Annotated in this window: 30 protein-coding genes; 5 read left to right on the plus strand and 25 right to left on the minus strand. The window is 47.8% G+C overall.

The genetic code is table 11. The annotated features are described in order from the left end of the window. Positions 1-264 (plus strand): hypothetical protein (locus tag J0A65_RS18510; protein WP_206595831.1); only part of this gene is annotated, 264 nt, incomplete at its 5' end. A 19-nt stretch (positions 265-283) separates the two neighbouring features. Then, complete coding sequence (locus J0A65_RS18515) at positions 284-1,045, plus strand: hypothetical protein (protein WP_206595832.1); 762 nt, start codon at positions 284-286, stop codon at positions 1,043-1,045. A 61-nt stretch (positions 1,046-1,106) separates the two neighbouring features. Here the strand turns inward: J0A65_RS18515 and rplQ are convergent, their stop codons facing one another. The 24 genes from rplQ to J0A65_RS18635 form a co-directional block, all read right to left on the minus strand. Next, positions 1,107-1,505, minus strand: a complete 399-nt coding sequence (rplQ, locus tag J0A65_RS18520; RefSeq protein ID WP_102798686.1) for a 50S ribosomal protein L17 — start codon at positions 1,503-1,505, stop codon at positions 1,107-1,109. Between the two features lie 42 nt (positions 1,506-1,547). Then, on the minus strand, positions 1,548-2,537 hold the full coding sequence (locus J0A65_RS18525) for a DNA-directed RNA polymerase subunit alpha (RefSeq protein WP_206595833.1): 990 nt from the start codon (positions 2,535-2,537) through the stop codon (positions 1,548-1,550). Positions 2,538-2,559: 22 nt separating this feature from the next. Beyond that, the gene (rpsD, locus tag J0A65_RS18530) at positions 2,560-3,180 is read right to left on the minus strand and encodes a 30S ribosomal protein S4 (protein ID WP_206595834.1); all 621 of its coding nucleotides are present in this window, start codon (positions 3,178-3,180) and stop codon (positions 2,560-2,562) included. A gap of 30 nt (positions 3,181-3,210) precedes the next feature. Further along, complete coding sequence (gene rpsK, locus J0A65_RS18535; RefSeq protein ID WP_102798683.1) at positions 3,211-3,600, minus strand: 30S ribosomal protein S11; 390 nt, start codon at positions 3,598-3,600, stop codon at positions 3,211-3,213. Between the two features lie 12 nt (positions 3,601-3,612). Beyond that, positions 3,613-3,969, minus strand: coding sequence for a 30S ribosomal protein S13 (gene rpsM / locus J0A65_RS18540; protein WP_206595835.1), 357 nt, complete (start codon positions 3,967-3,969; stop codon positions 3,613-3,615). 106 nt (positions 3,970-4,075) lie between these two features. Next, complete coding sequence (rpmJ, locus tag J0A65_RS18545; RefSeq protein ID WP_102798681.1) at positions 4,076-4,192, minus strand: 50S ribosomal protein L36; 117 nt, start codon at positions 4,190-4,192, stop codon at positions 4,076-4,078. Between the two features lie 24 nt (positions 4,193-4,216). Further along, complete coding sequence (gene secY / locus J0A65_RS18550; RefSeq protein WP_206595836.1) at positions 4,217-5,536, minus strand: preprotein translocase subunit SecY; 1,320 nt, start codon at positions 5,534-5,536, stop codon at positions 4,217-4,219. Between the two features lie 5 nt (positions 5,537-5,541). After that, a complete protein-coding gene (rplO, locus tag J0A65_RS18555; RefSeq protein WP_206595837.1) occupies positions 5,542-5,976 on the minus strand; it encodes a 50S ribosomal protein L15 in 435 nt (144 codons plus the stop codon). A 3-nt stretch (positions 5,977-5,979) separates the two neighbouring features. Continuing rightward, the gene (rpmD, locus tag J0A65_RS18560; RefSeq protein WP_425427716.1) at positions 5,980-6,165 is read right to left on the minus strand and encodes a 50S ribosomal protein L30; all 186 of its coding nucleotides are present in this window, start codon (positions 6,163-6,165) and stop codon (positions 5,980-5,982) included. 3 nt (positions 6,166-6,168) lie between these two features. Then, positions 6,169-6,669: a 30S ribosomal protein S5 gene (gene rpsE / locus J0A65_RS18565; protein WP_102798677.1), complete on the minus strand. Its 501-nt coding sequence runs from the start codon at positions 6,667-6,669 to the stop codon at positions 6,169-6,171. A 9-nt stretch (positions 6,670-6,678) separates the two neighbouring features. Next, positions 6,679-7,032: a 50S ribosomal protein L18 gene (gene rplR / locus J0A65_RS18570; protein ID WP_188695761.1), complete on the minus strand. Its 354-nt coding sequence runs from the start codon at positions 7,030-7,032 to the stop codon at positions 6,679-6,681. A 12-nt stretch (positions 7,033-7,044) separates the two neighbouring features. Beyond that, entirely contained in the window at positions 7,045-7,578 is a 534-nt protein-coding gene (rplF, locus tag J0A65_RS18575; protein WP_206595838.1) for a 50S ribosomal protein L6, read from the minus strand. Positions 7,579-7,592: 14 nt separating this feature from the next. Continuing rightward, positions 7,593-7,985 (minus strand): 30S ribosomal protein S8, encoded by a 393-nt coding sequence (rpsH, locus tag J0A65_RS18580; RefSeq protein ID WP_188695766.1) that lies wholly within the window; start codon positions 7,983-7,985, stop codon positions 7,593-7,595. Between the two features lie 12 nt (positions 7,986-7,997). Continuing rightward, a complete protein-coding gene (gene rpsN, locus J0A65_RS18585; protein ID WP_206595839.1) occupies positions 7,998-8,303 on the minus strand; it encodes a 30S ribosomal protein S14 in 306 nt (101 codons plus the stop codon). An 11-nt stretch (positions 8,304-8,314) separates the two neighbouring features. Continuing rightward, positions 8,315-8,854 carry a 50S ribosomal protein L5 gene (gene rplE, locus J0A65_RS18590; protein WP_206595840.1) on the minus strand — a complete coding sequence of 180 codons (540 nt, stop codon included), beginning with the start codon at positions 8,852-8,854 and terminating at the stop codon, positions 8,315-8,317. 16 nt (positions 8,855-8,870) lie between these two features. Continuing rightward, positions 8,871-9,185, minus strand: a complete 315-nt coding sequence (rplX, locus tag J0A65_RS18595; protein ID WP_188695772.1) for a 50S ribosomal protein L24 — start codon at positions 9,183-9,185, stop codon at positions 8,871-8,873. 12 nt (positions 9,186-9,197) lie between these two features. Then, the gene (rplN, locus tag J0A65_RS18600) at positions 9,198-9,566 is read right to left on the minus strand and encodes a 50S ribosomal protein L14 (protein WP_188695774.1); all 369 of its coding nucleotides are present in this window, start codon (positions 9,564-9,566) and stop codon (positions 9,198-9,200) included. Between the two features lie 366 nt (positions 9,567-9,932). Then, positions 9,933-11,291, minus strand: coding sequence for a DUF4397 domain-containing protein (locus J0A65_RS18605; RefSeq protein WP_206595841.1), 1,359 nt, complete (start codon positions 11,289-11,291; stop codon positions 9,933-9,935). Positions 11,292-11,598: 307 nt separating this feature from the next. Then, positions 11,599-12,357, minus strand: a complete 759-nt coding sequence (locus tag J0A65_RS18610) for a hypothetical protein (protein ID WP_206595842.1) — start codon at positions 12,355-12,357, stop codon at positions 11,599-11,601. 186 nt (positions 12,358-12,543) lie between these two features. Beyond that, positions 12,544-13,284, minus strand: a complete 741-nt coding sequence (rlmB, locus tag J0A65_RS18615) for a 23S rRNA (guanosine(2251)-2'-O)-methyltransferase RlmB (protein WP_206595843.1) — start codon at positions 13,282-13,284, stop codon at positions 12,544-12,546. Then, positions 13,285-15,669, minus strand: a complete 2,385-nt coding sequence (rnr, locus tag J0A65_RS18620; RefSeq protein WP_206595844.1) for a ribonuclease R — start codon at positions 15,667-15,669, stop codon at positions 13,285-13,287. A 122-nt stretch (positions 15,670-15,791) separates the two neighbouring features. Then, on the minus strand, positions 15,792-16,406 hold the full coding sequence (locus J0A65_RS18625; protein WP_232848808.1) for a tetratricopeptide repeat protein: 615 nt from the start codon (positions 16,404-16,406) through the stop codon (positions 15,792-15,794). Between the two features lie 81 nt (positions 16,407-16,487). Then, the gene (locus J0A65_RS18630) at positions 16,488-17,615 is read right to left on the minus strand and encodes a MalY/PatB family protein (protein ID WP_206595845.1); all 1,128 of its coding nucleotides are present in this window, start codon (positions 17,613-17,615) and stop codon (positions 16,488-16,490) included. Between the two features lie 12 nt (positions 17,616-17,627). After that, positions 17,628-18,059 (minus strand): response regulator, encoded by a 432-nt coding sequence (locus J0A65_RS18635; RefSeq protein ID WP_206595846.1) that lies wholly within the window; start codon positions 18,057-18,059, stop codon positions 17,628-17,630. A 158-nt stretch (positions 18,060-18,217) separates the two neighbouring features. Here J0A65_RS18635 and J0A65_RS18640 point away from each other — a divergent pair, with 158 nt between their 5' ends. Next, positions 18,218-18,427, plus strand: coding sequence for a YgaP family membrane protein (locus J0A65_RS18640; protein ID WP_206595847.1), 210 nt, complete (start codon positions 18,218-18,220; stop codon positions 18,425-18,427). 158 nt (positions 18,428-18,585) lie between these two features. Here the strand turns inward: J0A65_RS18640 and J0A65_RS18645 are convergent, their stop codons facing one another. Continuing rightward, a complete protein-coding gene (locus tag J0A65_RS18645) occupies positions 18,586-18,777 on the minus strand; it encodes a hypothetical protein (RefSeq protein WP_206595848.1) in 192 nt (63 codons plus the stop codon). Between the two features lie 34 nt (positions 18,778-18,811). On the opposite strand from J0A65_RS18645, the gene J0A65_RS18650 reads away from it, so the two are divergent. Both J0A65_RS18650 and J0A65_RS18655 read left to right on the plus strand, forming a co-directional pair. Next, a complete protein-coding gene (locus tag J0A65_RS18650; RefSeq protein WP_206595849.1) occupies positions 18,812-19,822 on the plus strand; it encodes a DUF2884 family protein in 1,011 nt (336 codons plus the stop codon). A gap of 50 nt (positions 19,823-19,872) precedes the next feature. Next, positions 19,873-20,679 carry an NAD-dependent epimerase/dehydratase family protein gene (locus J0A65_RS18655; protein WP_206595850.1) on the plus strand — a complete coding sequence of 269 codons (807 nt, stop codon included), beginning with the start codon at positions 19,873-19,875 and terminating at the stop codon, positions 20,677-20,679. Positions 20,680-20,690 lie beyond the last annotated feature (11 nt).

A 20,690-nucleotide genomic window follows, 5' to 3' on the forward strand; every position in this document is an offset into this window, starting at 1 on the left:
TCAAGCAACTTTTTATTCTTTCGTTGCTTGCCGTTCCCTGAATCCTTCTGCCTTCCTGGCCTGCCGGGCTACCCCGTCGAAGTGGTGCGCATTCTAGAGATTTCAGCGAAGCCGTCAACTGGTTTTTTAAGATTTATTAAGTTTTGTAGTTCAACCGATTATTTTCCAGCCAATTGGCTTGTTTTTGTTTCGTTTTGTTTATTTCTTGTTACTCTTGAACTCCTTTTCCGTACGAGAGTCCAAGTCGAGACTCAGTCGTTTTGACACCTTCGGAAGTCTGTTCATGAGAAAATTATTATATTCGGTAGTGTTATTGGCCGTGACAGGGACGACGGCAGTAGCAACAGAAACATCCGAGACAACAAATAAGAACAGGGAAACAATAGAATTTATTCAAAGGCAAGTCGCACAGAACATGTCGATAGGCCGGGCAATAAAGAGTATCGTCAGTCACTACCCTCAAGATGTAGAGGTAGTAGTAGGCACCGCCTTGGATTTGTATCCGGATCAATATAAAGAGGTGATCCATGCCGCAATATCCGCGCAGCCCGCATTAACAGAAGACGTTGTGCGCATTGCTTTGGAAAAAGGCATCACCAGTTGCACTAATATAGTAGAGACAGCCATTAACGCTGAACCCAGCTATGTTGACTTTGTTGCTAGCGCCGCCGTCTATTCCACACCTGAAGAGCTAGACGATATTGTCAGAGTAGCGGTGGTCACTGAGCCAAATTCTGCAGATGCGATAGTGCGCTCTGTTGCCAAAGCTCACCCTAATAAGCTTGTTGATATTATTAAAACCGCGATGGAAGCCGTTCCATTTGTTGGTGAGTACATAGTAGACGCTTTATTAGCGGCATATCCTGATAATGCAGATGAGGTGGTGACCACTGCAATCAAAGAGTCCGCTTCTCATCATGAGAATCTACAGCGAATTCTTGAGACGGCTCGCAGTGCAGGCTTAACGGATGAACAACTTACCCAGTACGCAATTAATGCTGGAGCCAATGCTGAGGAAGTCGCAGCAATATTGAAAGGTGACTAACGATTTTCTTCAGGTAATAAAAAAACCGGGCTAAGCCCGGTTTTTTTATTTAACAGACAACTTATTCAGCTGCTGCTTCTTCGGTAGCTGCTTCTTCTGCAACTGGGCGGTCTACCAGTTCAACATATGCCATAGGGGCATTGTCACCAGTACGGAAACCACATTTCAAAATACGAATGTAGCCTCCTGGACGCTCGGTATAACGAGGACCCAGTTCATTAAACAACTTACCTACTACCTCTTTATCACCAGTGCGAGCAAAGGCCAAACGGCGATTTGCAACACTGTCTTGCTTAGCAAGTGTAATCAGAGGCTCAATAACGCGACGCAGTTCTTTCGCCTTAGGCAAAGTAGTTTTGATGATTTCGTGTTTCACCAAAGAACCTGCCATATTGCGGAACATCGCTTGACGATGGCTGCTGTTGCGATTTAACTGACGACCACTCTTACGATGGCGCATGGTTCTTTCCTTCTTAACAAATCAGTTTAACTTGCGACCTGATTAGTCTTTCTCAGCAATACTCTCTGGTGGCCAGTTTTCCAGGCGCATACCCAATGAGAGTCCGCGAGAAGCGAGCACGTCTTTGATCTCAGTCAGAGACTTCTTACCCAGGTTAGGGGTTTTGAGCAGCTCTACTTCTGTGCGCTGGACCAGGTCACCAATGTACTGGATAGCTTCTGCTTTCAAACAGTTGGCAGAACGTACAGTCAATTCCAGATCATCTACAGGGCGAAGCAGAATCGGATCAAATTCCGGCTTCTCTTCTTTAGCCACTGGCTCTTTAATATCGCGCAGTTCTACGAAGGCATCCAATTGCTCAGCTAAAATAGTAGCAGAACGACGGATGGCTTCTTCTGGGTCGATAGTGCCATTGGTTTCCATATCGATAATCAGTTTGTCCAAGTCTGTGCGCTGTTCAACACGAGCAGACTCAACACTGTATGCAATACGTTCTACAGGACTGAAAGAGGCATCCACTAACAAACGACCAATAGGTCTGTCGTCTTCTTCAGAGGTACGACGGGTAGCAGCAGGAATATAGCCACGGCCCATTTCCACCTTAATGCGCATGCTGATAGAGGCTTCGCCTGTCAGCGTACAAATCTGGTGCTCAGGGTTTACGATAGTGACGTCACCATCGTGCTGGATATCGCCTGCAACTACCGGGCCTGCACCAGACTTAACCAGGGTCAGGGTGGCTTCATTCTTACCTTCGAGACGAACGGCCAAACCTTTAAGGTTCAACAGAATCTCGATAACGTCTTCCTGGACGCCTTCCTTAGTGCTGTACTCGTGCAATACACCGTCAATTTCTACTTCAGTTACCGCGCAACCAGGCATGGATGAAAGCAGAATACGACGTAATGCGTTTCCGAGTGTATGACCGAAACCACGCTCCAAAGGCTCAAGTGTTACCTTAGCGCGGGTTTTGGATACGTTATCAATCTCGACTAACCTTGGTTTAAGGAATTCAGTTACAGAACCCGACATTGTTTCCTCTCTTTGACCTTCTTTACTTACTGTAAAGTTCGACGATCAGCTGTTCGTTAATTTCGGCAGACAAGTCGCTACGCTCTGGAATGCGCTTAAATACGCCTTCCATCTTCTTGCTGTCCACTTCTATCCAAGTAGGCTTTTCGCGCTGATCGGCAAGCTCAAGAGCAGCCACGATACGAGCTTGCTTCTTAGCTTTTTCACGAACAGACACAACGTCTTCAGCAGATACGCTAAAAGAAGGAACGTTAACAACTTTACCATTGACCAGAATGGCCTTGTGACTAACCAACTGACGCGCTTCAGAGCGAGTGCTGGCGAATCCCATGCGGTAAACCACGTTGTCAAGACGCTGTTCAAGCAATTGCAGCAGGTTTTCACCTGTGTTGCCTTTCAGACGTGCTGCTTCTTTGTAGTAGTTACGGAATTGCTTTTCCAGCACGCCGAACATACGACGAACTTTCTGCTTCTCACGCAACTGCACACCATAATCAGACAAACGGCCACGACGGGCACCGTGCTGACCAGGCGCAGTATCAATTTTACATTTCGAGTCAATTGCTCGAACGCCACTTTTCAGGAACAGGTCTGTTCCCTCGCGGCGGCTAAGTTTGAGTTTGGGACCCAAATATCTTGCCATGATCTTTCTCCAACTGTCCTAAAACGCTGCTTATACGCGACGTTTCTTAGGTGGACGACAACCGTTGTGAGGAATAGGAGTCACATCGGTAATGTTAGTGATACGGTAACCTGTTGCATTCAGGGCACGGATCGCAGACTCACGGCCTGGACCTGGACCTTTTACAAACACTTCTAGGTTTTTCAAACCGTATTCCTGGGCCGCAACACCGGCGCGCTCGGCAGCAACCTGAGCAGCGAAAGGCGTAGACTTACGTGAACCACGGAAGCCTGAACCACCGGAAGTTGCCCAAGACAGGGCATTACCTTGACGGTCAGTGATAGTCACTATCGTGTTGTTGAAAGAGGCATGGATATGAGCCATACCATCAGCAACCTGGCGTTTTACGCGCTTACGAGTACGTACTGGTGCTTTTGCCATAAATCCCCCCGCTTACTTCTTAATCGGCTTACGAGGACCTTTACGGGTGCGCGCATTAGTTTTAGTGCGCTGTCCACGTACAGGCAAGCTGCGACGGTGGCGCAAGCCACGGAAACAACCTAGGTCCATCAAACGTTTGATGCTCATTGACACTTCACGACGCAGGTCACCTTCAACAGTGAACTTGGCTACTTCGTCACGCAGCTTGTCAATTTGCGTTTCATCAAGATCTTTGATCTTGGTAGTCTCTGCAACACCAGCGGCCGCACAAATGCTCTTCGCACGTGTAGCACCGATACCGAAGATCGCTTGGACAGCGATGACGGCATGCTTGTGTTCAGGGATGTTAATGCCAGCGATACGGGCCACTAACAGCACTCCTATAGTTAAATTGTCGTCAGCCTAAAAAGCCCGCTAGGATACTTATCCAACGACAAAATTGCAAATTAAGCTCTCAAAAAGAGCTTGTTGTTGATTAGCCTTGCCTTTGCTTATGCTTAGGGTCGCTGCTACAAATCACACGCACAACACCGTTGCGCTTGATGATTTTGCAGTTACGGCAAATCGCTTTGACAGATGCACGAACTTTCATTTCGTTACTCCGTAAATGCCTTTCTTATCGACCGAAGCCTTTAAGATTGGCTTTCTTCAGAACAGACTCATACTGATGAGACATCAAATGGGTCTGGACCTGTGCCATAAAGTCCATGATTACCACAACGATAATCAGTAAAGATGTACCGCCAAAGTAGAACTGCACGTTCCAGGCAATCATCATGAACTCGGGCACCAAACAAATAAAGGTAATGTACAGGGCACCGGCCAAAGTCAGGCGTGTCATCACTTTATCGATATAGCGAGATGTCTGTTCACCAGGGCGAATACCAGGCACAAAGGCACCGGATTTCTTCAGGTTATCTGCTGTCTCGCGCGGGTTAAACACCAACGCAGTATAGAAGAAACAGAAGAAAATTATCGCTGCTGCATACAACATGGCATGCAGAGGTTGCCCGGGGGACAACATCAAAGACACATCCTGCAACCAGGACAGCGCTTCATTCTGACCAAACCAGCTCGCCAGTGTACCTGGGAACAGGATGATACTGGAAGCAAAGATTGGTGGAATAACACCCGCCATGTTGACTTTCAGTGGCAAATGCGTGCTTTGCGCAGCAAATACCTTACGGCCTTGCTGACGTTTAGCGTAGTTGACCACGATACGACGTTGGCCACGCTCAACAAACACCACGAAATACGTCACAGCGACGACAATCACACCAATCAGGACCAGGAACAGGAAGTTCAAATCTCCCTGTCTGGCTTGCTCCACAGTTTGACCGATAGCTGAAGGTAAACCTGCAACTATACCGGTGAAGATCAGAATGGAGATCCCATTGCCGATACCACGCTCAGTGATCTGCTCACCCAGCCACATCAGGAACATAGTTCCGGTGACCAGACTGACCACTGCTGTAAAGTAGAAGCCGAAACCAGGATTAATCACCAAGCCCTGCATCAGGTTTGGCAAGCCAGTGGCAATGGCTATTGCCTGGAAGATCGACAGTACCAAGGTAAGATACCTGGTGTACTGGCTGATCTTACGACGACCTGCTTCACCTTCCTTTTTCAGTTCCGCCATCTGAGGATGAACAACCGTCAACAACTGCATGATGATGGACGCTGAAATATAAGGCATGATGCCAAGCGCCAGGATTGATGCACGCTCTAAAGCACCACCGGAGAACATGTTGAACATTTCTACGATGGTACCTTTCTGCTGTTCGAACAAACTCGCCAGCACCGCAGCATCAATACCAGGAATAGGCACGAAAGAACCAAGCCTGAATACGATAATCGCACCCAAGACAAATAACAGCCTTGATTTAAGCTCGGTCAAACCGCCTTTGGCGCCTGAATCCAATCCTGGTTTAGCCATTTAGCTTATTCCTCTACTTTACCGCCAGCAGCTTCGATAGCTTCACGGGCGCCTTTAGTTACCTTCAAGCCGTTTACAGTAACAGCGCGAGCGATGTCACCACTTTTCATTACTTTAACGTGCAGCACGTCTTTCTTAACCAGACCTGCAGCTTTTAAAGTTTCAAGTGACACAACTTCACCTTCTACCTTAGCAATTTCAGCCAACGTAACTTGGTCAGTAACCAGAGACTTACGAGAGGTGAAACCGAACTTAGGCAGACGGCGCTGAATAGGCATCTGACCGCCTTCGAAACCAGCGCGTACGGTACCGCCAGAACGAGAAGTCTGACCTTTGTGACCACGGCCACCGGTTTTACCCAAACCAGAACCGATACCACGGCCCAAACGCTTGGATGATTTTTTAGCTCCAGGTGCAGGAGCAATCGTATTCAAATGCATGAGTTACTCCTCAACTATCTCAACCATGTAGTTGACTTTGTTGATCATACCGCGAACAGCAGGAGTGTCTTCCAACTCACGAACATGACCAATACGACGCAGACCCAAACCAGTCAACGTAGCCTTATGGCTAGGCAGACGAGCGATTGAGCTCTTGGTTTGTCTTACTTTGATTGTCTTAGCCATGATTCATTACCCCAAAATCTGTTCTACGGACAATCCACGCTTAGCCGCAACCTGCTCTGGAGACTTCATATCCACCAGGGCATTGATAGTTGCACGCACTACGTTGATTGGGTTGGTAGAGCCGTAACATTTTGAAAGTACGTTCTGTACGCCAGCGACTTCCAGTACTGCACGCATCGCACCACCGGCAATAATACCGGTACCTTCAGATGCAGGCTGCATGTAAACCTGAGAGCCAGAATGACGACCCTTAATTGGGTGCTGAAGGGTATTACCGTTCAGACCTACAGTAACCAGGTTACGACGCGCTTTTTCCATCGCTTTTTGAATCGCGGAAGGAACTTCGCGGGCTTTACCGTAACCGAAGCCAACACGACCGTTACCGTCACCAACTACTGTCAACGCGGTGAAGCTCATGATGCGTCCACCTTTAACAGTCTTGGCTACACGGTTTACGGCAATCAGCTTCTCTAACAGTTCACCGTTTTGAACTTCTACTTTAGCCATAATCTACTCCTAGAACTGAAGACCTGCTTCGCGAGCAGCATCAGCCAATGCCTTCACTCGACCGTGATACTTGAAACCGCTGCGATCGAAAGACACTTCAGTAATGCCTTTTTCGATTGCGCGTTGTGCGATCACTTTGCCCACTGCAGTAGCAGCATCTGCATTACCTGTTACTTTCAGGTCTTTACGCAGATCGGCTTCAACAGTAGAGGCAGCCGCCAGCACTTCTGAGCCGTTAGCGGCAATCAGCTGTGCATAGATGTGACGGGGAGTACGGTGTACTACCAGGCGGGTTGCGCCCAGTTCACTGATCTTTTTGCGAGCGCGAGTCGCGCGACGCAAACGAGCTGTTTTCTTATCCATCGTATCAACCCCTTACTTTTTCTTGGCTTCTTTACGACGCACAACTTCATCGGCGTAACGAACACCTTTGCCTTTGTAAGGCTCTGGTGGACGGTATCCACGGATGTTAGCTGCAACCTGACCTACTTGCTGCTTGTCGGCGCCTTTAACGACGATTTCAGTCTGAGTAGGAGTCTCTACGCTAACGCCAGTAGGCATTTCGTAGACTACGGGGTGAGAGAAACCCAGAGTCAGGTTCAGTTTGTTACCTTGTGCTGAAGCACGGTAACCAACACCCTGCAGCTGCAGTTTTTTCTCGAAACCGTTGGTGACGCCGATCATCATGCCGTTCAGCAGTGCGCGAGCAGTACCAGCTTGGGCCCAACCATCAACTGCGCCTTCACGAGGCAGAGCTTTCAGGTTGTTCTCTTCTTTAACTACTTCAACTGCACCGTTGAACTCACGGCTCAGCGTGCCGTTCTTACCTTTCAGTGTGACTACCTGACCGGCGATAGTTACTTCTACGCCTGCCTGAATCTCAACTGGGGCTTTTGCTACACGTGACATCGAATAATCCTCCGTTACGCTACATAGCCGATGACTTCACCACCCATGCCGGCTTTACGCGCTGCACGGTCAGTCATCACACCCTTGGACGTTGAAACAATAGCGATACCCAGACCACCCATTACTTTTGGCAGCTCATCTTTTTTCTTATAGATGCGCAGACCAGGGCGGCTGACACGCTCGATAGTTTCAATCACTTTCTTACCTTCGAAGTACTTCAAAGTGACTTCTAAGGTCGGCTTAACGTCACCAGATGCCTGGAAGTCAGCGATGTAACCTTCTTCTTTCAGAACCTTGGCAATCGCAACACGCAGCTTGGAAGACGGCATAGTGACAGACACTTTGCTGGCCAGCTGACCGTTACGGATGCGGGTAAACATATCCGCGATAGGATCTTGCATACTCATCTTAGCTACTCCTTACCAACTGGCTTTCTTCAGACCAGGGACTTCACCACGCATGGCGGCCTCACGCAGTTTGATACGGCTCAGGCCGAACTTGCGCAGGAAACCATGAGGACGGCCAGTAATACGGCAACGGTTGTGTTGACGTGTACGGGCAGAGTCACGAGGTAATGATTGCAGCTTGAGCACGGCGTCCCAACGCTCTTCGTCAGAAGAGTTTACACTGCTGATAATGGCTTTCAGCTCAGCACGCTGTGTGGCGTACTTGGCTACCAGCTTAGCGCGCTTTACTTCGCGCGCTTTCATTGATTGTTTTGCCATAACCCTACACCTTATTTCTTGAATGGGAAGTTAAAAGCAGCCAGCAGAGCGCGACCTTCCTCATCCGTGTTGGCAGTAGTAGTGATAGTAATATCCATACCACGTACCTTATCAACTTTATCAAAGTCGATTTCGGGGAAGATAATTTGCTCGCGAACACCCATGCTATAGTTTCCACGGCCGTCGAATGATTTACCATTCAGACCACGGAAGTCACGGATACGTGGGATAGCGATTGAAATCAAACGCTCCAGGAATTCCCACATACGCTCGCCACGTAGGGTTACTTTACAGCCAATCGGATAACCTTCACGGATTTTAAAACCCGCTACGGATTTACGTGCAACGGTTACAACAGGCTTCTGGCCAGCAATTGCCTGCATGTCGGCAGTTGCGTTTTCCAGAATCTTTTTATCCGCTACAGCTTCACCCAAACCCATGTTTAAGGTGATTTTTTCAATCCGAGGGACTTGCATGACGCTTTTGTAACCGAACTGCTTAGCAAGTTCTGCCACTACTGTTTCTTTATAGAAATCATGCAGTTTCGCCATCGTACTCTCCAATTAATTAAACCAGCTCACCGTTTGACTTGAAGAAACGTACTTTCTTCTCGTCTTCAAAACGGAAACCGACGCGATCAGCTTTACCCGTTTTAGGATTCAGGATCGCTACATTCGATACGTGAATTGATGCTTCTTTCTCAACGATGCCACCAGCAACACCTAACTGAGGGTTAGGCTTCTGGTGTTTCTTCATCACATTCACACCTTCTACTACCAGACGGTCAGACTCAACCAGCACTTTCAGGACTTTGCCTGTTTTGCCTTTGTCTTTACCGGCCAATACGACAACTTCATCATCACGACGAATTTTTCTTGCCATTATCGTGACTCCTTATAGTACCTCTGGGGCCAGTGAGATGATCTTCATGAATTTATCTCCACGAAGCTCACGGGTTACCGGGCCAAAGATACGCGTACCAATAGGTTGCTTGTTGTTGTTAAGCAACACGGCTGCGTTGCTGTCGAAACGGATCAGAGAACCGTCAGGACGACGAACGCCTTTTCTAGTACGCACCACCACTGCATTCAGTACGTCACCTTTTTTTACCTTACCGCGAGGAATTGCTTCCTTGACGGTAACTTTGATGATGTCACCGATATGTGCATAACGGCGATGCGAGCCACCAAGAACCTTAATACACATTACCCTGCGAGCGCCGGAGTTATCGGCAACATCCAGGCTAGTTTGCATTTGGATCATTGTTAGTGCTCCGCTGTTGTTAAGGCCTTCTCAGGCCGTTAGCTGCTTTAATAGTCATACCCCTATAAAAAGGGCGCGAAATAATAACAGAAAAGAATTTGCGGCGATACCCGAAATGTTGAAAAAAACGCCTGGCGGTCTGTTCCTTTATCGGATGGCTCTCCAACGCAGCAAAGAGAACAAAATAAAACCTTCACATTCAAATGGTTAGATAATTCCCAAATGCATTCTTGGCGAAAGTTCGCCCACTAGGGCGTTCTCACTTTTCTGACTGTTTCAAGATTGGGGTGCTTCCTGCTAATTTCACCCATAAGAAGAAAAAAGGCCTCAAAGTCGAGGCCTTTTAATTTGATATTGTTGTGATATCTACGGTAAAAGCGCCACTCGATAGCCGCTGGCAGAGCTCACATCTGGCTCGATAGAGACCATATAGTTAACCGCTTCATCAATAGCTAAGGTCTCGGTACGATACAGTAATGTCTGGTTGCCACTATTGTCATCGTGCAAAGCGATAATCTCAAAATAGTCGCTGGGTAACGTAATATCTTCGCTATTGGCAAAGCCCAAGCGTTTGATCTTGTATTGTGCAGTTTCAACGGTTTCGTCCTGACGGACAAAATAGATGTCGACATTAGCGTAGTCTTTTACCAAATTGACTACATTCAGTTCATGCTCATATACCTGGGGAAGATCACTTTCTTCAAAAGCCAGAGTGGTGAGTTTATCTTCTTTGTTCAGATAGACGACAACCGTCTTAGCGTCCCCCTGATTCAGGGTTAGCAGACGGTTGTTAAAGGTAGAGGTGCTATCAGCGGTGACTGCGGAAATCTGATAATCACCATACCTTACAGAGTGAAATTCACCCAGCTCACGGCTTGACAGAGCGTCTTGATTGTCAGTGTCAGTACCTTTGACTGTGACGGTCATTCCTTGCTCTTCCAAGCTGTTATACACCCTGTACTGCGCTCCGGCTCTTACATCTTTATAGCTGGAAATTGTTGTAGAGTTGATAATCAAATCGACAGAGAGGTTGTTCTGCGAGGTTCCAGCAGACTGACGGACTACCATGGTGTACTCAGTGTCATAACTGAATTTAATAGTTGGGCTCTCGTAAATAACCTCAGTTTTTCCAGGCTCAGTCAGAAACACCACATAGTCTCCACTGTCCCAATTGGGATTGGCGCTGTCAGCATCCCAATACTTACCCTCAATCACGTCACCAAAGCTAAGGCTGTCAATTTTATTGGCATCGCCGAAAGGCGCGCCCGCTTCAGCCATATACAGATCGTAATTGGCACTTTCAACCGCAGACATTGCGTACAAAATAAAATGATCTGTTAGCTCCTGGCGCTCAAATTTATGTTCAACCAATGTTGGTGCTTCATAATCACCGATAAGCATGAACAAGGACTTGTGGCTTTCACTTAATGTTATCGATTTGCTCATCACTTCAACCACTTTATCGTTAGCATCAGTGCGTTTCAGGGCCAGGGTGGCATCGCCCGCATCGACGGTACTTAAACCAGATGCATCACCGTAAGCAGCTCCTCCAAGTTCAGTATCGCCCAAATAAAGGTCGGTATCTGCACTGTTGGGTGAACCGTTATAAAACTGGATATAGGCGCTAGGGTAAACACTATCGTCGCTACTAGAGCCTCCGCAGCCAGCCAAGGCTAAGACAGATGCTGAAACCAGCAGCGGAACAGAAAGAGCTTTAAAATACATTTAGGGTCCTCGTTACTTATAAGGTCAGCTTGACCTCCAACAGACCCAAGTAAAACAAGCAAGTTCTCGAGGATTCACAATCATTACCAATCTTTACATAGCTTTACAATTCCCATTAACAAAGCCACATTTAATTGGGTTTTGCGCCTAAACACTGGCGCCTTTTTAGCGTAGGAAAACAGGCAGAAGGATAGATTTCGTTGCTAACGGAGTTTCACTCTAACCGTAGCTCATCACCTTTCCAGATTACGGAGCTCTTCTTTGCCTTGGATTGGGCAGTTGGTGAACCAGAAGAAACATGCAGGGGTTATGGATGAATAGGGTCATCTAAGTAGAAGTCCTGCAAAATTCTCTTCAAAGTACCGTCCTGTCGATATTGACTAATCTTTGCCTCAATTAACGCAAAGGCCTGTCTATGCTCAGCATGACAAATGATGTTGTCGCGGATCACTAGAGGAGAATAATATTCTGCATAAGGAAAATGCTCTTTTAACCCAAGTTCCTTGTAAGCAAAAACAATATCGGGATAAAACGCAAAAATTAAATTTACCCGACCTGACACGAGCAGCTTTAAGTTTTCTAGCTCAGTTTGCACCATAAAGGTTTTCCGAGCCTTAGCCATCATCTTTTGCATGGTTTCGCTAATCGGAACGCCTCTGACCAAGCTGATCACATCTTTGTTCGAGACATCATCCACACTCCTTACCAGATGATGCTCATGAGTCGAGACGACTCTGACCAGAGCCATATTAAATGCGCGGCTACTCAGCAAATCCCACGGTAGCAAGTTCCGCTCAGCCTCCTCAAAGGTTTCTACCCCAGGGGAATAACATGCAAAGTTACCTTGTAGAAAACTGGCTTTGGCTCGCTTCATTGGCATCACTACCACTTGATAGCGCTGTGCCAAATCGGTTTCAGAGAGGATTTGTGACAATAAATGGTAATAGACACCTGTCGGCTCATTACCTTCATCACCAATTTGAAATAGTCCGCTGAGTTCAGCGGCAGCGATAACGTTGCGTTCTTCGGCCAGTGCAGAACTGCAGATAAATAACCAAACCAGCATAGGGGGCAACCAGTCCCCCGTATATATATTTCTCAGGCACAAAATTAAGGCTTGATGTCGGCTCACTACTGGAAAAACTCAATAAAGAACAATTGCTTTTTGTCTATCTGTTTAGCATCTATTGGGTAAAAATCACAACCTAACACCCTAGCCCCCCAATGAGTTATTTTGTGCGAGCCCTAAAGGCTACATCTGCCTTTGTCTTACCACCTCAAATAAACAGATCCCTGTTGCCACCGACACATTCAAACTAGATACCGAGCCTGCCATGGGCAGTTTGATAAGTTCATCACAGTGTTCGCGCGTAAGTCTGCGCATTCCCTTACCTTCTGCCCCCATAACCAATGCAATGGGGCCGGTTAGCTTAGACTGGTAGATATCCTGCTCTGCTTCGCCTGCGGTTCCCACAATCCATACACTGGCCTGCTGAAGCTCTTTCAAGGTTCTGGCCAAATTAGTTACTTGAATCAAAGGAATTACCTCGGCTGCACCGCACGCCACTTTGCGTACCGTTGGCGTTAAAGATGCAGACTTGTCCTTTGGCACCACGACAGCATGTACACCAGCAGCATCCGCCGTACGCAGACATGCTCCCAAATTATGCGGGTCGGTAACCCCATCAAGCACCAACAAAAACGGGGTGGTATTACGTGCCACAATGTCATCCAGGTCCTTCTCGTCATATTGACGACCTGGCCTGGCCTTGGCAACTAGACCTTGGTGTTGCTCACCTTGAGCCCTGTCATCCAGGGTTTTACGCTGACAGAACTGTATAGAGACACCAAAACGCCTGGCCTGATTGATGATATTGGTCAGGCGTTCATCTTCCCGCCCTTTCAGCACAAAAAGCTCAATCAAACGTTCCGGCTCACGCTGCAGCAGCGATTCGAGAGCATGGATGCCATATAGCCATTCTTGCTGCGCCATTTACTTCTTTTTCCTACTGGTTGGTTTGCCTGACGCCTTGCGGCCGCCCTTGCGCTGTTCACTGTCTGGTGACTCGCTGCGCCTGCCTTGTCGGGCCGGGGCTTTCGCTTTGCCGCCCGTTGGCCAGGCTGATTTTGTTACTTCCTCGACTTTAGGTTTCTTGGCCTTTTTAATCATCACCTTGCGGCCGCCCTTGCCTTTGCCCATAGGCTGATCCAACACGAAGTCAATTTTGCGGTCATCAAGGTTAACCCCGGCCACTTTTACCCTGAGCTGATCACCGAGGCGGTACACTGTGCCGAAGTTTTCACCGATCAAATGCTGCTTTAACTCATCATAGTGATAGTAATCGTTTTCCAGCGCGGAGATATGCACTAAGCCATCGATATGGAAATCACTCAATCGAACAAAGAAACCAAAACTGGTTACCGAAGCAATCACGCCATCGAAACTGTCGCCCACATGATCCAGCATAAACTCGCATTTCAGCCAGTCAGCCACATCGCGGGTGGCATCATCGGCACGGCGCTCGGTCATTGAACATTGGATGCCCAATTGCGAGACCTCTTCGTCGGAGTATGCCTTGCCGCCAGTTTTGCTCTTACGTGATGCCAGCTTATCAAGTATCGCTTTAATCGCCCGGTGCACCACCAAATCAGGGTAGCGACGAATAGGTGAGGTAAAATGTGCATAGGCATCCAGCGCCAGACCGAAATGTCCTAAATTCTCGCGGTCATACACAGCCTGCTTCATCGACCGCAACAACATGGTTTGGATCAACTCCTGATCCGGACGGTTGGCAATTTTATCTACCACGTTGGAGAAGTCCTCCGGCTTTGGATCTTTTCCAATGCCATGTGGAATTCCCACTTCGCCAAGGTAACTAAGGAAACTTAACAGTCTGTCTTGGTCGGGCTTGTCATGCACCCGGTACAAGCCTTCCGCCTGGTGCTTTTGCAGGAAGTTGGCCGCACTGACGTTGGCCAGAATCATACATTCCTCAATCATCTTGTGCGCGTCGTTACGCACCACCGGCACTATATGATCAATCTTGCGCTGGGCATTGAAGATAAATTTGTTTTCCTGGGTTTCAAACTCGATAGCGCCTCGTCTGCCACGGGCCTTTTTCAGGGCTCTAAACAAATCATGCAGATGGCGCAGATGTGGCACTAAGGGTTCATAACGCTGATAGAGTTCTTTGTCACCTTGCAGAATATCCCACACTTTGCTGTAGGTCAGACGGGCATGAGAATTCATTACGGCTTCATAGAAGCGATAGTCTTTAAGTTGTCCGGACTTGGAGACTTGCATCTCGCAAACCATGCACAAACGGTCAACCTGCGGGTTTAAGGAACATAGCCCGTTGGATAGCACTTCCGGCAGCATGGGCACCACCTGCTCGGGGAAATACACCGAGTTGCCACGCTCAATAGCTTCTTTATCCAGTGCCGTACCAGGACGCACATAATAGCTGACATCCGCTATGGCAACCCAAAGTTGCCATCCACCATCGTCCAAAGGTTCGCAGTACACCGCATCATCAAAGTCCCGGGCGTCTTCACCGTCTATAGTGACCAATGGCATCTGACGTAAATCGACACGCCCTTGCTTAGCCTCTTCTGGTACCTGCTCGGTTAGGCCCTTGACCTGCTTCTCAACCTCTTTTGGCCAGTTATGCGGAATATCGAAGGTACGCAATGCCATCTCAATTTCCATGCCGGGGGCCATATGCTCACCCAGTACTTCGATAATCTTACCGACGGCATTCACGCGTTTCATGGGGCGCTGGATAATCTCCACCACTACCACATGGCCTTGTCTGGCACCATTCACATGCTCAGGAGGAATAATAATCTCCTGACAAATGCGACTATCGTCCGGTACCACCAGCCCCAAGCCATGCTCCAGGAAGAAACGACCGACAATGGCTTCGCTGCGTGGCTCGACAATACGTACGATGCGCGCTTCTTTCTTCCCTTTGAAATTCTGACTACTCTCTGTCACCAGCACAATGTCACCGTGCAGCAATGCCTGCATCTGTGCATTGTGAATAAACAGGTCCGGCTGACCGTCATCGCGCTTCAGAAAACCAAAACCATCGCGATGTCCCAACACTTTTCCGCGTATCAGGTCCATTTTATCTGCCAAGCCATATTTCTTGTTGCGGTTAAACAAGATTTGCCCTTCCCGCTCCATGGCACGCAGTCGACGCTGAATACCAATCCGGCTTTCTTCATCGATAGCATTCACCAACTCGCAGATCTCCAGAAAGGACAGCGGCTTGTTGTGTTCGGTTAAAATTTGCAGCAGGTATTCGCGGCTGGCAACAGGATTTTCGTACTTTTCCTGTTCCCGTTGGAAATAGGGATCGTCAGATTGAGACAAATGCGGAGTCCGTTATATCAGGTTTAGGTGCCTAGTATAGCGAACTCGCGCATTGATAGTAGTAAGGAATTTCAGGCGGTCCGTTCAGACCTTATGATTAAGGAAGCCAAATAAACCTGAAACTAACTGTCTAACTCGCGTTTAGCGGCACGTACGGCCTTGGGATGCATCAGTTTTTCCAGCTCAGACAAACAGTGTGCAATTTTCTGGTGAGTGGGTTTATCACTGGTGATGGCATTATACAGCCAGTGGTAGGCATCCTCGTAATCATAGGGGCTGCCATAGCCTTCGATAAACAACTCAGCCAGACGTATTTGTGCTTGGAGATTACCAAGGCCCGCGGCCTCACGCAAAAACACCACGGCCTTTTGCTTATCTTGCTGAACTAACTTACCTAATGCGTAGTAACGACCTAATTGCTCCAATGCTTCAGGTAAGCCTTGCTGCGCCGCCTGCTTCATAAAGTTTACGCCACGCTCAGGATCGGCTTTTACACATACACCCCAGGCTAACATATCGCCCCACAGGAACTGATAGGCTGGCACTAACAGGGTGTCAGCACGTGCCTCAATATCCTGTACCAACTGACATTTATCCAGCACCACTCTATCAAGATGAGTGTTCTGCCGAATCATGCCAATCAGTTCATCCTGAGAATACAACTGCACCGCTTTTAGCTCTTCGGCCTGTGCAGACAAAGACAGCAGCATCAAGGTCAGACCGGCAATGGCTTTCATTTTCAATCCTCTTCTAAGTCTGTTGTCTTTATCGGCGCAAGGACAGAATACATAAGCACACTGTCCTTCATCAGAGTTTAGCTAGACTTTCAAACGTTGGACCACTTGCTCCAGCTGGCTACGCGGACAACCAAAGTTGATCCTGAAGAACTGCTTATCACCAAAGTCAGCCCCTGGTGAAGGGCCTACCCCTCGCTCTTCACACCAGCTTTGCGGATTCTCGACTCCCAAACCACTGGCATCGACCCAGGCCAGGAAGGTCGCTTGCGGGGTAAGCATTTTAAGGCCAGGGATCTTATTAATCTCTTGCATCAGGTAATCACGATTACCACGCAAGTAATTTAGCTGCGCTTCATACCAGTCATCACATCGACTAAAGGCCGCTTCGGTAGCATAGAGTCCCAACACATTGACCCAAGGTACAATCCCCATGGCAGCTTGCACAAACTGCTGGCGCACGCGGGCATCCGGGATGATGGCAAAAGACGCACCTAAACCCGCCACATTAAAGGTCTTGCTGGCAGCCATCAACGTCACTGAATTGTCTTGTAAACTTTCTATCTTGCTGGCTGGAATATGTCGCGCCTGCTCATCCAATACCAAATCACAATGAATTTCATCAGAACACAACATGAGATTGTGGCGTTTACAGATTTCAGCAATTCGTTGCAGTTCAGCTTCACTGAATACTGCGCCAACCGGGTTCATGGGGTTACATAAAATCAGTAGCTTGGCTTTAGGATCGGCCGCTTCGCGCTCCAGAGTTTCAAAATCCAATTCCCAGCGGCCAGCATTCTCCATGGTGGGAATATCTACTCTTTGTAACTTATTCAGACCCGGGGCGGCTAATAAGGGGGGGTAATTGGGGACTTGCACTAATACTTTGTCACCCTCTTCACAGTAGGCTTTGCAAGCTACGTTAAAGGCAGGTACCACACCTGGCGTCCAGACGATCCAGTCGGTTTCAATTTGCCAATCATGTCGGCGTGCCATCCAATCCTTAATAGCTACTTTAGCCGGTTCATACTGAGCTGGCAGGGTGTAGCCAAGTAAGCCATGCTCTACCCGCTGGTGCAGGGCATCTAAAATAGGCTGCGCACATTTAAATTCACTGTCAGCAACCCATACAGGCAAGATGTCCTTGCCAGCGTACTTATTCCACTTAAACGAGCAGCTTTCACGCCGATCGATTATCTGATCAAAATCCATACAACCCACTTTTTAATCAATGATGTCTTGCCGGTAATCTCGTTGCAATTTTTCACGCAACACCCGGGCTAGCTTTTCCTGTAATTCTTTCCTGGAGAAAGGTTTAGCAATAAATTCAGTAACGCCAGCTTTGGACGCCTCGACGACATTTTCCCGGGTAGCGTCACCAGTCAGCATAAGGAGGGGAGTTTGCGGTTCAAGTTTCCGAAAAGCTTGCAAAAAACCCAGACCATTCATCTCACGCATATGCCAGTCGCAAATGACCAAATCATAGTAGCCACTGCCGATACCCTTAAGATGTTCAAGAGCGGGGCGCCCGTCGCCAAAAAAACTGATATCAGCGAAGTTCATGTCACGCAGAACATGCCCCAACAATTCCTGGGTAATACCATCGTCTTCCAGCACCAGCGCGTTGAGAAACACTGCGCTTATCGTTACATCCATCCGCATTCTCCCTGCTGAAGCCTCACTATATGCCCTGTCACCATCACAAGACAAATTTGATCTGGAACAATTTATTGCGTTCAGGAATTTGACGGGTGTCAAAGTTCAATTTTTGTTCAAACCAGATAATGATGCCATCAAATCGGCGGAGAAAAACGATGAAAGATAAAGACAATGTTGGCATTCTGGATACAGCCGTTCGTTCAATTCTGTCCTGTATCCTGCTGGCTCTTGCTGTAGAGGGTTTGTACTCTAATACCACCAGCCTGATATTAGCCGCACTAGGGGTAGTATTGTGGATAAGCTCATCTACCGGTGTTTGCTTGCTGTATAAAATGCTAGGCGTGGATACCTACCACAAAGCCTAAATCAAAACCGGTCCTATAAGAGGGCGGAGGCTACTGCGTAACTCCGCCTTTTTTCATTGCCTCTTAGCACGAAGTCTTAAACGGGTAAGGCTATACAAAAAGACTATCTACAAAAAAAGCGCCATAGGCGCTTTTTTGCTTTCAACTCAACTCGTTGATTAAATAGCATAACTAAACAAGATACACAGTACCAAGCCAGTTACACCGAAAAAGCCATACTCAACTTTTTCTTTCATTACATCATCCACTAACACAGGCTTGTGGATCATTGCCATAATGATGCTGCTAAAGCCCAAAACAAAGGCCATCAGTGCCAAGCCAAATAATACGGCTTCGGTCCAGTTGCTCATAATTCACCCCAATATCGTTCAAGCTGAGGTTATTATGCACCAAAAGCCGCCTAGAGATCAGTGGCTTGGATCAAATTTTTTGCAACTTCAAGCGAATTGTTTGTTGCCTAATTTATGGCGTAATTCACTAACACTTAACAAAGTTAACCATACCCCCGCCTTCCTCGCATTGAAAATAAAGCCTATACACCTGTTTTTAAAGAGATTTAATCTTTGGCATAAGGGTTGCTGTAGTCATACAAAGCACTGGCTCATTGAGGATACGAATATGAAAGCACTTATCGCCGCCACAACCATACTGTGCAGTTCTGCTGTCATGGCCCAGGACTGCAATATGAACATTAAAGGACATATGGCGCTGAACCATAGCAATCTCACCTTAAAGTTAGATGATAATCGCAGCCTCTTGTTGGACGGCCACAGCGCTCGCCTGAATGGCAACGCAATGAACTTAGATGCTGGTCAACTGTACCTATTGAATAGTTATCATCAAAAGGTCGAAACCCTGGCACCTAAGGTTGCCAACCTGGCGCTGGATGCTGTTTCTCTGGCCAACGAAGGAATTAATCGCGCTTTCAACGAATTATTGGGTGAAGACAATGATCTGGTCGCTGACTTGTCAGCAGAGATTGAAAACCTAAGGGGTAAATTAACCAATGAATTCTACGCACAAGACGGCAGTATTCGCTTTGACTCTGCACGATTTGAAGACGGCGAATTTCTAGGCGAAGACTTCGAAAAAGAATTTGAGCAACGTATAGAAAGCCTGGTTCAGCGCTCAATGGGAAGCTTGATGATCGCTTTGGGTAAAGAGATGCTATTCAGTGGTGGTGATATGAAGGCGTTTGAAGCACGTATGGAAAGCTTTGGGGCGCAACTAGAAGCCGACATGGAAGCGAAAGCTGATGATATCGAGGCTAAAGCGGAAGTGCTGTGTGTAGATTTACGAGCACTGGACCGTCTGGAAAGTGAAATTAACGACGAGATTCCTGCATTGGCAAACTTAGATATGATCAAGGTTTCTGCGTCCAGCCAATCCATGTAAGCTGCGCTTACCTTTCATTTTCCCGAAGCGGCGAAAGCCGCTTTTTTTGTATGTTTAAAACAATTGGCATTTGCGGCTGTGGCTGGCTGGGCTTTCCTCTGGCACAACAACTCATAAACAGTGGGTATACAGTGTTAGGTACATCCCGCAGTGACAGCAAACTTAAACTGTTATCAGAGCAACGCATCAACGCCCACAGATTCACACTTGGTGAACCTTTACCCTGGTCTGATAATTCACCACAAGTATTAGTACTGAATCTCCCGCCGGGACGCAGGCAGTTTGATGAACTGACTTTTATCAGCAATATGACAGCCCTGATTCAGCAAGCAATAGAACAGCAAAGTAAAATTCTCTTTGTCAGCAGTACGTCCGTATATGGTGAAGTCGCAGGCGAAATAACCGAAACTCAGCTGCCACTACCCCAGACTGCATCAGCCCAAGCTCATGTCATATTAGAGCAACAGGTATTAGAAAGTGGCCAAGGCAGTGTGTTACGCCTGGCAGGCTTGATCGGCCCCGAGCGACACCCAGTCAAACAACTCAGCGGCAGAACGCTGGGTAAAGGCGAGCAGAAGGTCAACCTGGTGCATTTGCAGGATGTCATCACAGTGATTGTGGCCATCATTCAACAGGAGCAGTGGCAGCAACTTTTTCATCTTAGCGCTACTGGGCACCCGAGCAGAGCAGACTTCTATAGTTGGGCCGCGGTTAAAGCCGGCCTGCCTCCTCCCCAATTCAGTCAGGAGGTTACCCTGGACGAGGGACGATGGATCAATGCGGAAGCTAGTTTGAAAAAATTAGGGGTCAGGCTGCAATATCCAAGCCCTTTCGATATGCCGATAGAGCTCGACTGAAAAAAATAAAG

It is taken from the genome of Bowmanella yangjiangensis (genome assembly GCF_017255015.1).
Lineage (GTDB): Bacteria > Pseudomonadota > Gammaproteobacteria > Enterobacterales > Alteromonadaceae > Bowmanella > Bowmanella yangjiangensis.